Origin of the sequence: Bacillus sp. FJAT-28004 (genome assembly GCF_001280845.1) — a bacterium.
Classification (GTDB): Bacteria; Bacillota; Bacilli; order Paenibacillales; family Paenibacillaceae; genus Pristimantibacillus.
Window position 1 is genome coordinate 598201 of the sequence record NZ_LGHP01000002.1, and the last position, 14024, is coordinate 612224.

Sequence of the window (14024 nt, forward strand, 5' to 3'; positions counted from 1 at the left end):
GTTAGGTTTGAAGTCAAAATGAGGTGTTTTATTTTGTTGCTTAGCGATGGGATTTCTGGATTTTATAATGCTAAAACCGATGAATCATTGATAGACGTTCTATCGCTTCAAGAGTTGAATGCATGAATATTACATTCATAGACGACCAAACACTCACCAATGGAATTGAAGCATATAGCACAAAATATCGAGTTTTACATTTAAGAGAACTTAGTGAACCATTGCTGCTAGATGAGCCCACGTCAGAACATTACATTCAAGCTCAAAAATTTGCAAGTACTGTTCATGAAGAAGAAATTCGTTTAGCGAGAACGCCAAATTCCGAAGGTATTCCTGAGAACTGTAAAAAAATGAAAGAGCTAAATTGGTCTATTGAGACGGTTTGGCTTTTTTGTTGTTTAGGGATAGTGAAAAGGAAAAGTCAAGCTCGTTCTTCTATTCTCCCAATAAATTAATACTGTGAATTCCATTAAATACATTGCATAGGAATCCCCCCCATCACAATAGATTTGTCCCGTTATGTTTCAGATACAGTTCTATTATGATTATCCTAATCTCTTACATAGCGACGGCTAATGTATCGGATAACGGAATAGTACCGTGTTCCCGCAAGACAGAAAAAGCATTGCAACCAGAGAAGTAAGACATAGCCACCACATGACTAAGTAATTAGATGGAGGTGAATTGCTGAGATGTCCACCTGAATCATAAAGTCATTTTATAATTTGTGTATGCACTTAATAAAGAACAAATGAGAATGGTTGAACATTGAAAATTTAAAAAGAGTACGAAACGTCATAACACTGAAAATGAAAAGTCAGAGCCTAATACCATGCTAGGTGAAAAGATTAAGGGAGGAGCCTTCATCGTGAGACAAAAATCGTATTTGCTCAGCTTAATTTTATTAATGTGCTTTGTATATATGCCTCCTGTGGTTACATATGCAGATGCCGCGCCTTCCTTTACTTTAAACGTGACTAACAACCAGGTAGCGTTAGGCAATGAGCTACAGATTACCGTTACTGGGAATGATTTAAGGGATGTGTATGGATATGAACTCAGTCTCAATTTTGATCAAACCATGTTGGAATATAAGGGAGTTCAAGGTGGCATATCCGGTGGATTCTCAATCAAACCAGTGCTTGAAGGTAATCAATTGCGATTTGCAAGTACTAAATTACACAAAGTAGCGGGTGAGAGCGGTTCCTTAAATCTAGCAATCATAACGTTCAAAACGATTCGACAAGGAACCGCTGCACTTGAGCTGAAATCTGTTCAAACGGTGGATAGCCAATTGACCGGACATATGTATCTTCCAAATATGAAGGTGAACGCGTCGATTGCTAGCGGCAATTCAGGGGATCCAGGCTCTGGGGATACGGGAACTGTTGTAAATCCGCCAATTGATCAGTCAACACCAGGAATACTAAAACCGGAGGTGAAGATGAATTCTGTAACGAAATTGGCAACTGCAATTGTAACCCAAGTAGCCTGGGATAATGCAGTCAAGCAGATAGCAGCCAATGAAAAAGGAGTAAAAAATATAGAGGTTGTTATTAAAGAAATACCAGGTGCAACAGCGTACGAATTGGAATTACCGACATCCGCTTTCGCAGCTAATGGAGGTTTGGTTCAAATAAAGGTAACTTCGCCGCTTGGGACTATTTTAATATCCAATAAAATGTTTAAAGTCGGTGAAATAACTGCCAATAGCATAGGTTTGAGGATCGGAAAAGCAGATGCCGGTGAACTAGACCAAGCTCTATGGAAGCAAATCGGGGATCGACCTATTAGAGATATAAGCCTGCATATCGGTGACAAAAAAATCACTTGGAATAACCCGAACTCCCCTGTAACGGTAGTCGTGCCATATTCACTGAGCACAGAGGAATTAAAGAGCCCTGAGCATATCGTTGTATGGTATTTAAATGAAGAGGGTAAAGTGGTTCCGGTTCCTAACGGCAGGTATGATGCCACTACGGGCGCAATCATTTTCTCGACTACACACTTAAGTAAGTACGCCACAGCATTTGTTAAAAAAACATTTGACGATATTGCTGCTTTGGATTGGGCGAAAAAACAGATTGAGGTTTTGGCATCCAAAGGGATTATCAACGGTATCTCAGACAAGGCGTTTGCTCCTCGTCAGTCCGTTACACGCGCCGATTTTTTAGTCTTGTTAGTACGGACTTTAGAGGTTGATGTAAGTAAGGGAGCTGGAAGCGAATTTGCGGATGTAAAAGAAAGTGATTATTACCATGATGCTATAAGAATCGCCAGAGGCCTCGGCATTACGGAAGGCGTAGGCAACAATAGGTTCCTGCCTCACGAGCCAATTACAAGGGAAGACATGATTGTATTAACAGAGCGTACGTTGCGAGTGGTTAAACAAATGACAACAGACTCGAATGAGGAACCACTAAGCCAATTTAAGGATCATGCGAAAATAGCTGATTATGCTATTCAAAGCGTAGCTGTAATGGTCAAAATGGGACTTGTTCAGGGTGTTGGGGGCGCGATCGATCCAAAAGGAACAACGAATAGGGCTCAAGCAGCTGTTTTGATGTATAACATTTATACAAATTTGTATAAGTAGGATTTAGACCACTTCTTCTTTTAAATATTATTCAATTAATCAATATTTCTAGGTATGAAGGAGGTGATTATAATAAGAGAAGTCCACCTTAAGTAAACAAAGTTTATCAAAATTTTTGGTATGGGTCATTAAAAGTTTACTATTTTCACTATTCGTTTTGAAAGCGCTTAACAATGGGCTCTTATAGTAATTCTCAACAATGAAAGCCTAAAAAAGAGAATCGCAAACAGTATAAAATATGATTAATGTGAGGGGATAAATATGAATTCGAAAACGATAAAATCTAAACCAGTTGCGTTACTTTTACTCGGTTCGTTGTTGTTAACTTCGCCTGGTTTATCAAACGTAAGTGCGGCTGATGGTGCATCACAGCCTGTAATCTCTAGTCATGTGAAGACTATACTTACGATTGATGGCAAGAAATACAGAGATTTAAACGGTAACGGTGAACTGGACATTTATGAAAACTGGGAGAAGTCCACATCGGAGCGCGTGGCCGACCTTATTCCGCGCATGAGCGTGGCGGAGAAAGCTGGCCTTATGCAGATCACCTCTAATCCTAACGCCGCCAACGTCAACGATTTCATCAAAAATCGTAACATCCGCTACTTCATCTTACGCGACAACCCTACTGCCTTCGATATAGCTACACGAAACAACACGTATCAGGAGATCGCGGAAGACACACCGCTGGGTATCCCGCTCGTATTTACCTCCAACCCGCGGAACTACATTGCAGAATCTCTCCAGTTCGGCTTCCAAGAGGCCTCTGGACAGTTCTCCATTTGGCCCGGAGCCTTGGGCATGGCGGCAACACAAGACCAAGCTCTTAACCGCGACTTTGCAGAGATCGCCCGCGAAGAGTGGCGCGCGTCCGGCATCCGCAAGATCTACGGCTCCACAGTTGAGGTCGTGACAGAGCCGCGTTGGCGCCGTATCAGCGAATCTTTCGGAGAGAGCCCGGAGTTAAACGCGATGATAGCCACTGAGCTTGTCAAAGGCTTCCAAGGGGAAGAGATCAACAGCGAGTCTGTAGCCCATACCATCAAGCACTTCCCTGGTGACGGACCAGTATTACGAGGTCTGGACCCGCACTTACCGCACGGCAAGTATACGCTCTACCCGACGGCTGGAAGCTTATTTGAGTACCAACTTCCGCCATTCCAGGCTGCAATTGCAGCGGGAACGAGCTCGATCATGTCTTTCTATAACGTTCCTAACAACGAGATGAGTGCCGATCAGCTCCCGAAAGAGCTTTGGTACTCTGAAACCGAGCAGTTCGAGCAGGTGGCAGGTGCCTACAACAAGGGCATCATCACCGACCTGTTGCGGAACACGTTGGGCTTCAAAGGTTATGTGAACAGCGACAGCGGCGTGCTGGCCGGCATGGCTTATGGTGTGGAGAGCCTGACAATTGAGCAGAAGTTCGCCAAGGCGATCCGCGCCGGAACGAGCATATTCTCTGACAACAACAACCCGAGCGGACTCATCTCCGCGGTTAACACGGGTGTGCTCGCTGAAGAGGAGCTTACCCCTTCATTGACACTTCTACTTACGGAGATATTCAATCTCGGACTGTTCGAGAACCCGTACGTTGACCCAGCTGCGGCTCAGGAAATCGCAGACTCATCTGCAAACCAGGCACGTGCCGACGAGGCTCACCTCAAGTCGGTTACCCTCTTGCGCAATAATGAGGGACTGCTGCCGCTGACCGATGCAAAACTCGCCACTACGAAGCTGTACGTGGAGGTTTTCAATGGTACAAATAGTGCCGCTCAGACCGCTTCAATGAAGGCACTCATCGCTAAGGAGGATCCGTCGGTAAACATCGTGGGCACGCTCGAGGAGGCGAACGCCGCCCTCGTGGTTTTACGGCCGAAAGCATACGAGTACCCTGACCTCTCCACGGTGGAGATCCAATTGAATCAGCTCACTGGTATCGACGTGGCAAAGGTTAAGCAGATCGAGGCGGCCGTTCCGACTGCCCTAGTGATTAACATGACCAATCCGTGGGTTATCAACGAGGTTGAGCAAGACGCTGCAGCTGTCGTGGCAACCTACAACGTCAAGGCTGAAGCCCTGCTCGACGTGCTGCGCGGGCGCTTCAACCCTACAGGTAAGCTGCCGATCACGGTCCCAGCTAACCAAGAGGCTGTATTGAACAACGCACCTGACGTACCAGGCTACGCTGAAAAGTTCGATTACACCTACACGAATGCAGTTGGTGACGATTATACATTTGGTTTTGGATTATCTTATGCAGCAGACGCTTCTGACATTAGTGCTACGCTAACCGGAGAAACCTCTGTAACGGCTGGCAAAGACTTTAGCTTGAACTTTGGTCTGAATAAAGTAGCTCAAAACGTGTATGCGCAAGAGCTTACTCTTAATTTTGATCCGGCTAAATTGGACTTTGTTGATGCAACTTCATTGAAAACAGGCTTGGAAGTCATCAGTAAAGAGGTGAAGGCGCCAGGGAAAGTACGAATAATATTCGCAAGCCTGGGAGCAGGGAATGCGATTAATTCGGATGGCGATCTATTAAGCTTACAGCTTAAAGCAAAATCGAATGCACAGGTAGCTACTACTGATGTTAAGCTAACTAATATTATTTTGGCTGATGGAAACGGTGTTGAAACACCGCTTGCCGACGCTTCCAAAAGTATAAGCATTGGTTATATTAAAGGCGATCTGAACGGCGATAATAAAGTGTCCATTGGTGACCTAGGCATCGTTGCCGTAGCATTTGGTAAGACAGATAAAAGTCCTGACTGGGCTGACTTTAAGGCAGCGGATGTAAAAGCGGATGGGAAAATTGATATTTTCGATCTCTCCACTGTTGCACAATTAATCGAATAAGTTTGGGAATACGTCTCGATGCTGATTTAGCTCGGGACGTATTTTATATACTGATCTATGATACGATAGATTTCGATACATAAAGTTAGTGCTTAAACAGGGGGAGAGAGAGATTGAACTATAAACAATGGTTGTATCAGTTATCGTATAAGAAGAGGATCTGGCTTTCGTTTGTAATTTTGATCACGTTAGCGATTAGCACGACGGGGACGATGACTTATGTTATTGCAGCCAACATCCTTAAGAGGAATGCCTCCGAATTAAGCCAGAATAGCCTGAATAAGTCTGCGCAAGTATTCGATGAGAAGCTAAGGCAAATTATCGTATCGGTCATGACGCTGACAATCAGCGAATCTTTCAAGGACATCATTAAAAATGCATCCGCGGGCGATACACAAAACTATTATCAGCTGTTATCTTCCATTCAAACGCCATTTTCACAAATTCAAGCATTGGAGCCAGCCGTTCAGTCTATTCTTATTACAACGTCTATAGGTGAGTTTTATCCGACCAATTATGTACGGTCGAAAGAAAACTCTTTTTTTAATACTGAAATGTACAAGCTCATTTCGGAGTATCAGCATGCCATTTGGATAGAAGGACATGAGGATACCTTTTTTCGGAGAAAAGAAAAGGTTATTACGTTAGTTATGCAACCGCTTACGGAGAACCAGAATAATGAGATTTACATTATCGTGAATATAAAAGAACAAGCGTTGATTGATATGCTTATGAAAAATGTAGAGGAAACAGGACAACGGTTTTATCTGGTCTCGAGTAAGGGGGACCTGGTATTTTCTTCGGAATCCAGTTTTTTGAGCTGTTTTAATGAGAGTGGTTTTCTTGAAAATATTAATCAGGATACGAAAGGTAGTTTTGAATATAAGGGAGCTAAAAACTCTTTATTGATAAATTATGCAAGCCTATCTTTAGCAGAGGACTGGATTCTGCTTAGTGTTCAATCAAAATCAGATCTATTAAAACAAATCCATTTGATCCAATGGGTTACGATCTTAATTATGATTGGATGTCTATTGTTTTCCATGATTTATTCCAATATTCTTACAGCTGTTTTACTGAAGCCGTTGCTTAAGTTGCGAAACTTAATGATGAAAGTTGAACACACGAATGATTTAAGCGTTCGATTTGAAAGCGAATATCAGGATGAAGTCTCTCAGGTCGGAAGAAAATTCAATAGTATGCTAGAAGAATTAGCTCTATCCATCAAGGAAACTGGAGAAATTGAAATTAAGAAGCGCAAGGCGGAAATTAAAGCATTACAGGCGCAAATCGATCCTCATTTTTTGTATAACACATTAAACACCATTTATTGGAAGGCACAATTAAATCAATCGGATGATGTTAAGGAAATGGTTCTTTCCTTATCACGAATGTTCCAGCTAGGTTTGAATAATGGATTCGAGTACACGACATTAGAGAAAGAAATTGACCATGTAAAACAATATTTATTCATTCAAAAAAAATGCTATACAAATTTATTTGACTACAATGTAGTGGTGGATATCGAAAAAGACTCCATTAGTTATATTAATATCCTCAAAGTTATTCTTCAGCCCTTAGTTGAAAATTCAATTTTACATGGTTTTAAAAATCGTAAATCAGGCGGAGTTATTGATATATTGATTAGAAAAACAGAGGAGCATCTCGTTATCACTGTAGAGGATAATGGGAGTGGCATGAATGTGGACGAGATCAAGAGAAATCTACAAGTACCCAATCAGAATACGGGATATGCACTGCGCAACATTTATCACCGACTGCAGCTTTATTACAGCGGAGACTCAGAGATGATCCTCGAAAGTGTTCCAGATCAGAAAACCACTATTAAATTAATAATCAATATGAAGGGAAGAGATGGGTATGGAGAAACGGATTAGCATGTGTGTGTTGGACGATATCATGAGTGTTATAGATGGGATATCTCTTGGAATCCCTTGGGAGGATTATGGAATTGAGATCATTGGTACTGCCTTAGACGGTGAGGAAGGGCTCAAGATGGCTTTGGAGCTTCAGCCTGATATCATATTGACAGATATTCGGATGCCGGTTCTGGATGGACTTGAATTAACGCGTAGAATCATAGAAAAGTTCCCAGCATGCAAAGTCATTCTTTTGAGCGGCTATACGGAATTTAGTTACGCTCAGCAGGCGATTCGATATGGGGCCTTTGATTTTGTAGCTAAGCCTTTTTCAATGGAGGATATTATAGAGGTTGTCCTGAAGGCATCTAAAGAAATTGAACTTGAGCGGGGCAAGCATAAAAGAATATATGAGATGGAAGCTAGAGTAAGAGAAAGCAAGCCGCTCTTAAGGCAGGAATATTTCAACCTGCTCATCCGCTATTCATCAAGTGAGAAATGCACGAAAGATAGATGGGATTTTCTTGAAATAAATTTAAAGAAAGAGGGTTTTGTTGTTATGGTCGTCGAGATCGATCAATTCTCGAAAACCATTCAAACGCTGCCAATCGGTGAAGTAGAGCTAACTCGTTATGCTTTGCAAAATATTTTGGAGGAGACGATTAGCGCCTATACACAAGGGGTCGTATTTAGAGAAAGCACGAATCGCCTTGTTGTCATCTATAATTCTACAGCACAGATAGATCCTAGATCTTTAGCCGAGATTTGCTGTAATAATTGTGCGGAATATTCGCGTCATACCGTCTCGATCGGGGTGGGCTTAAGCATAAACCTCATTTCAGAAATTAATATCGGATATCAGCAGGCTATAAGCGCATTGACCTATAATTTTTATACCGGAGGCAATGGAGTGTTTCGTTATGGCGATTTTGGTCAGGTGAGTCAGCATTTACGTACCTATTCATTAGATCAGGAGAAGGAGCTTCTCTTTGCTGTGCGTTCAGGAAATCAGGAACTGGCTCTTGGAGTATTGCAACAAATTTATGAGGATTGTGCTAAAATACAGCCGCTGCCACATCCGCAATATCTGATCACGATGTATGATGAATTAGTTTATATGGTTCTAAGGGTATTAGAGGAAAAACTGCATATCGATGATTTGCAAGGGTTAAAAGCAGACATTGAAGAGCATAAAAATAAAGATCGGATGTCATTACTGGAATTACAAAAATCTCTTGAGCAGCTATGTATTAATGGCTGTGTATTACAAGATAAACATAGAACAACAGAGGCTGAGCGCGTTATACATAAAGCTATTGAATACGCGAAGAGTCATCTTCATTTGGAGTTATCTGTGAATGAATGTGCGAAGCTGGTACATCTGAGCAGCAGTTATTTCAGCAATTTATTCAAAAAGGTTACAGGCCAAACCTTCCTTCAATTTGTAACGAATGAACGAATTGATCAAGCCAAATTAATGCTAATGAAAGGCCATCAGGTGCAGGAGGTTGCAGCTGATATTGGTTATGAGGATCGGCGATATTTTAGCGAAATATTCAAGAAAAATACGGGAATGACACCATCAGAGTTCAAACAGGCCTATTACAAATAGTAGCAAAGATCGTCGGAATACCCCCCTTGAGAATTGGTTTATCCCATTATGTCTCTGACTTCGATTAATTATAATAATTGATATAACCAGTATTAACAAAACGAAGGGGTTGAAATGGTCATGTTAAAAAAAACGCGAATGGTTACTGCAGCTGCAATCCTTGCTCTTAGTTTGAGCGCATGCTCCTCGGGTAACGGAAATTCTACGAACTCGGCTAAGGGTACAAATGAACCGGCACCAAAGGCGTCTAATGAAGCAGCTGTGGAGGGAACAACTAAAGCCGAGAAGGTTAAGCTCAACTATTGGACAGAGGATCGGCATGATTTGACCTATATTCAAGAAGTTGTCGAAAGGTTTAACGAAACCAATACAGAGAATATTGAGGTAGAGTTGAAAGGACTTTCTGAGAACTATAACCAGTCCGTTGATATTGCATTCTCTAGCAAGCAAGCTCCTGACATTATTAGAACGACCCCAAGCAACTTTATTCCTTTTGTCAAGAAGGGGTATTTGGAACCACTGGATGGCTATATGAATGATGGGACTAAGGCTAAATTCCAAGGGGCACTCGTTGATAAATCAAACATGATGGATGGTCAAATTTTTTCCCTTCCCAACTACGGATATTCAAGCCGACTAATTTATAACGTTGATCTTTTTGAAAAAGCTGGTATCACAAGCCCTCCAAAAACATTGAACGAAATGGTTGAGGTTGCGAAAAAAATTACTGAAGTAGGCAAGGATATTGGTGCCTATGGCTTTGCGATTAACTTTAAAGGAGCAGACAACTCTTTTGAAAAGGCTCCAAGATCGATCGCTGAGTTGAGTGGAATCGGCGGTTATGGCTACGATTTCAAAACTGGCAAATATGATTTTTCTGGATTTACAGAAATCATGAAGGCATTTAAGCAAATGAAGGATGACGGCAGTATGCTACCGGGCGTAGAGGCTCTAGACATTGATCCACTGCGTGCTCAATTTGCTGAAGGCAAGATCGGCATGTACCTATCGATTTCCGCTGAGCCAAATGTATATCAAACGCAGTTCCCAACAAAAGTAAACTGGTCAGCTACTTTGCCTCCAACGATTAGCGGTGACATTGCAGGAGTAGCAGGCTACTGGAAAACAGGTCCATGGCTTTCCATCAGTAGTCAGACTAAAAATAAAAAAGAGGCTTGGACATTCTTGGAGTATATGTACAGTGATGAAGTGTTAAAAACATATTATGAAGATGGCTATGGCTTATCTCTTCTTCCAGAAATCATAGCGCAGTCCAAGAATCCGGAAATGCCTGGTATCGCGGGATTCCTTCCTACACAATATGATGGCTTGTGGCCTATTTCGCCGAAAGTGACTGTAGAAGGAACGGATTTTCCAAATCTATTTATTAAATATGCGATTAGTGGCGGAGATTTGGATAAGATGATTACGGATGTAAATACCAGGTACAATGATGCACTTGATAAAGCTAGGGCATCTGGAGATGTAACAACTGAAGCAATGCCGGACTTTGATGCGAAGAGCATGCAAGGAATGTTAGTCAAATAATACTTCTAATGCATGGATCATGCCAAAAAAGGATAGGAGCATCTCGTATGCCCTATCCTTGTTATTAAGGAGATGAAATCGAACATGACCAGTCTACGCAAATTAGGAGAATCTTACTCATTTATTTTGCCCAGTTTAATATTCACCGTGGTGCTAGGGATTTATCCGATTTTATGGGCGATTAGATATATGTTTTATGATTATCCAGGATACGGAGAAGAAGTATTTATCGGATTTGGTAATTTTGCTAGTTTGATGAGAGATGAAGCCTACTGGAACTCAGTTGTTAATACCGCGATCTATGCGATGGGGAAAATCATCATTACGATTCCTTTATCATTAATTTTAGCGGTGATTTTAAATAAAGGTCTTAAAGGTAAAAACTTTTTGAGAGCCATTTATTTTATGCCAACGGTGCTGAGTACCGCGGTAATTTCTATCGTCTTTTTTAACATTTTTAATTCTTACAACGGAATATTAAACCAGTTTCTATTGAAATATCATATCATCTCCAAAAGCATTGATTGGCTGGGCCCTGATCTAGCCATGGTGACATCTATTATCGTTGCTATCTGGGGTGCGATTGGGAACTATATGCTGCTCTTCCTCGCTGGTCTGCAAAGCATTCCAGATGACGTCTATGAGAGCGCTTCACTAGATGGAGCGAATGCTTCTCAAAAGTTCTTCTACATTACCATCCCTATGCTGGGACCAGTGCTGCAAATGATTATTATGCTAGCGATTACCATATCCTTGAAAGGTTATGAAAGCATTATGGTCTTAACAGAGGGCGGACCAATCGGACGAACAGAAGTTATGTATCTTTATGTTTATCGAATGTTTTTCCCGATTTCCTCTAGTTCGACTATGATTCAACAGATTGGCTATGGCAGCGCTGTCGGCTTTATGTCTGCCGTAATCGTCGGAATCATTACATTAGGTTATTTCTGGTTATCAAAACGTTTAAACCGTATTTTCTAGCCTAGGGGGTTTGCTGTAATGAACACAGCACCAGCAACTAATACCGCTCAGATAACTAAAATTAGCAGGCGAGCGAAACGTGTATTTTCAGGAATAATTCTTTGGGTATTCCTGGGGGTTGTTGCCATATTTACCTTGTTTCCTGTGCTCGTTACGTTATTTGGCTCTTTCAAAACGAATGCAGAGCTAACAGCGGGCGCAACTATTCTTCCAAGCGTTTGGCATTTCTCGAATTACTTGGATGCTTGGAAACAAGCAGACTTTGCTAAGTTCACTTGGAATAGTTTATTTATTAGTACGTTTACGACGATTGGGACACTGCTATTGGCCTCGATGGCTGCCTATGTTGTGGATCGCAGAAGTTTTTTCGGAAAGAGCTTTTATGTTAGTCTTCAAGCAGTGACGATGTTTATATCTATTGGCGCCGTTGTAATCCGACCGCAATTCGAGCTTATGGTGAAATTGCATCTGAATTCCTCGTTATGGGGGATTATCTTTATTCTAATCAGTGCTCATGCCACTACCTTTTTTATTCTAATCGGTTTCTTCAAAGGAATTCCTCGGGATTTGGATGAAGCGGCGCACATTGATGGATGTAATTTCTTTACGGTTTATTGGCGAATTATTCTTCCGTTATTGAAACCGGGTTTAGGCGTCGCAGCATTATTTGCCTTCCGGAATGCTTGGAATGAATATATCCTGCCACTTGTTTTTACGATGACAAACCCTAAATTACAAACCTTGACGGTTGGTTTAGCGGATTTAAGATATGGTACGACTGCAGCAACGCAAACCCATTTGATTATGGCGGGTGCCTGCTTATCGATTTTGCCGATTCTAATCGTATATGTTTTTGCTAATAAATCTTTTATGCAGGTAACAGGCGGTTCTGTCAAAGGTTAGCTGCATGATAGGATGAGTTCAACTAATAGAGTTAATTTAAGAGCTAAAGCAAAAACCTTGATGACCGAATTCATTGGTCGATTAAGGTTTTTTTGTGCGCACGGCTTCGGTATCAGCAGCAATGTGATAATATTTAGGAAGGATTATGGATAAAAAATGAGAGAATGCAGGTGAGAGATTGAACTTTGTTTTCATTAAACGATTTTTAATAGTAGTAGCAAGTCTTTTCATCTGGTTTATCATTCACACTACTTTCGTGATAGTAGATGGGTTGAATGATGAATTAAAACCTGTTGACGTAGCTGTAGTATTAGGAAATAAAGTAGAAGTTAATGGACAGCCTTCTGAGCGGTTAAAAGCAAGATTAGATAAGTCCGTAGAACTTTATGATGGGGGCTATTTTACTTTTATCATTGTAAGTGGTGGTATAGGTAAGGAAGGTTTCGATGAGGCAAAGGTTATGAAATCTTACTTAATAGATAAAGGGATACCGGAAGATAAAATTATAGAGGATAATAATGGGTACAACTCATACATGACCGCCCAAAATACCAGCAAGATTATGGAGGAATTAGAATTAGACTCCGCTATGGTTATTACTCAATATTTTCATGTATCTAGGACAAAATTAGCGTTTAGAAAAATGGATATTAAAGAAGTGTATTCAGCTCATGCCAAAATCTTTGAGTTTAGAGATATTTACTCAATAATACGAGAATTCCCAGCATATTATAAATATCTCTTTAAATAATGTTATAAATAAAATGATAATTAGTCTGATGAAAGCTCTTGATAAATCTAAATCATACAACCAAATGGGTCGCGTTTCTGCATCAGGCAGGAGCACGATCTTTTTTCTGTGTGCAAGATAATCTAGCAATAGGGCATTGTATCAAATATGATACAATAAATGTCTTCATTCGTTTTCTCAAAGTAAAATAAAGGTAGGATGATCATCAAATGAAAATATTGCTCGTGGAAGATGATAAAACGATCGCATCCGGTCTTGAATATTCATTGCAGCAGGATCAATTCACTACCGTAATTTGTTATGATGCTGCATCAGCAAAAAAGGTATTAGCAGACGAGCTTGAACAATTCACTTTATGCTTGTTTGATTTATCACTGCCTGATGGTAGTGGTTATGACTTATGCAAAATAGTGAAGGACCGCAGTGATATACCGGTTATTTTCTTAACGGCAATTGATGATGAGGTCAATGTTGTAATGGGGCTAGATATGGGCGCAGATGATTACATCACGAAGCCCTTTCGTATTCGTGAACTTCTCTCGCGGATCAAATCGGTGCTGCGCAGATACCAGAAGCAGTCACAAACGAAAGCGATAATTGAAATCGAAAATGTCCGAATTAATACGCTCGAAGGTAAGGTTTACAAGCTAAACGATGAAATTCCAGTGACTGCTTTAGAGTATCGCTTATTGCTTATTTTCGCTAACCACATCGGTCAGGTTCTTTCAAGAAATCAGCTGCTTGAGAGGATTTGGGATGTTGCGGGCGATTTTGTGAATGATAATACATTAACGGTTTACATCAAAAGGCTGCGGGAAAAGCTAGAGGATAACCCGCAAAATCCGAAGATTATTAAAACAGTACGAGGCTTAGGTTATAAGGTTGGTGATTAGG

At 41.0% G+C, this 14024-nt stretch carries 10 protein-coding genes; all 10 read left to right on the plus strand.

Annotated elements, in window-relative coordinates:
• Positions 1–122 precede the first annotated feature (122 nt).
• The 10 genes from AC787_RS34575 (at position 123) to AC787_RS24685 (ending at position 14023) form a co-directional block, all read left to right on the plus strand.
• Complete coding sequence (locus tag AC787_RS34575) at positions 123–455, plus strand: hypothetical protein (protein WP_054027610.1); 333 nt, start codon at positions 123–125, stop codon at positions 453–455.
• A gap of 413 nt (positions 456–868) precedes the next feature.
• Positions 869–2596, plus strand: coding sequence for an S-layer homology domain-containing protein (locus AC787_RS24645; RefSeq protein ID WP_054027611.1), 1728 nt, complete (start codon positions 869–871; stop codon positions 2594–2596).
• 261 nt (positions 2597–2857) lie between these two features.
• The gene (locus AC787_RS24650; RefSeq protein WP_054027612.1) at positions 2858–5455 is read left to right on the plus strand and encodes a glycoside hydrolase family 3 N-terminal domain-containing protein; all 2598 of its coding nucleotides are present in this window, start codon (positions 2858–2860) and stop codon (positions 5453–5455) included.
• A 113-nt stretch (positions 5456–5568) separates the two neighbouring features.
• Positions 5569–7353, plus strand: coding sequence for a sensor histidine kinase (locus tag AC787_RS24655; protein WP_054027613.1), 1785 nt, complete (start codon positions 5569–5571; stop codon positions 7351–7353).
• Positions 7337–8947, plus strand: a complete 1611-nt coding sequence (locus tag AC787_RS24660; protein ID WP_161807566.1) for a response regulator — start codon at positions 7337–7339, stop codon at positions 8945–8947. Before AC787_RS24655 ends, AC787_RS24660 begins: the two co-directional genes overlap by 17 nt.
• Before the next feature lie 120 nt (positions 8948–9067).
• Positions 9068–10495 carry an ABC transporter substrate-binding protein gene (locus AC787_RS24665; protein WP_054027615.1) on the plus strand — a complete coding sequence of 476 codons (1428 nt, stop codon included), beginning with the start codon at positions 9068–9070 and terminating at the stop codon, positions 10493–10495.
• A gap of 84 nt (positions 10496–10579) precedes the next feature.
• On the plus strand, positions 10580–11476 hold the full coding sequence (locus tag AC787_RS24670) for a carbohydrate ABC transporter permease (protein WP_054027616.1): 897 nt from the start codon (positions 10580–10582) through the stop codon (positions 11474–11476).
• 18 nt (positions 11477–11494) lie between these two features.
• The gene (locus AC787_RS24675; protein ID WP_200930762.1) at positions 11495–12379 is read left to right on the plus strand and encodes a carbohydrate ABC transporter permease; all 885 of its coding nucleotides are present in this window, start codon (positions 11495–11497) and stop codon (positions 12377–12379) included.
• Between the two features lie 178 nt (positions 12380–12557).
• On the plus strand, positions 12558–13130 hold the full coding sequence (locus tag AC787_RS24680; protein ID WP_054027617.1) for a YdcF family protein: 573 nt from the start codon (positions 12558–12560) through the stop codon (positions 13128–13130).
• A gap of 209 nt (positions 13131–13339) precedes the next feature.
• Complete coding sequence (locus tag AC787_RS24685; RefSeq protein WP_054027618.1) at positions 13340–14023, plus strand: response regulator transcription factor; 684 nt, start codon at positions 13340–13342, stop codon at positions 14021–14023.
• Position 14024: the final 1 nt, after the last annotated feature.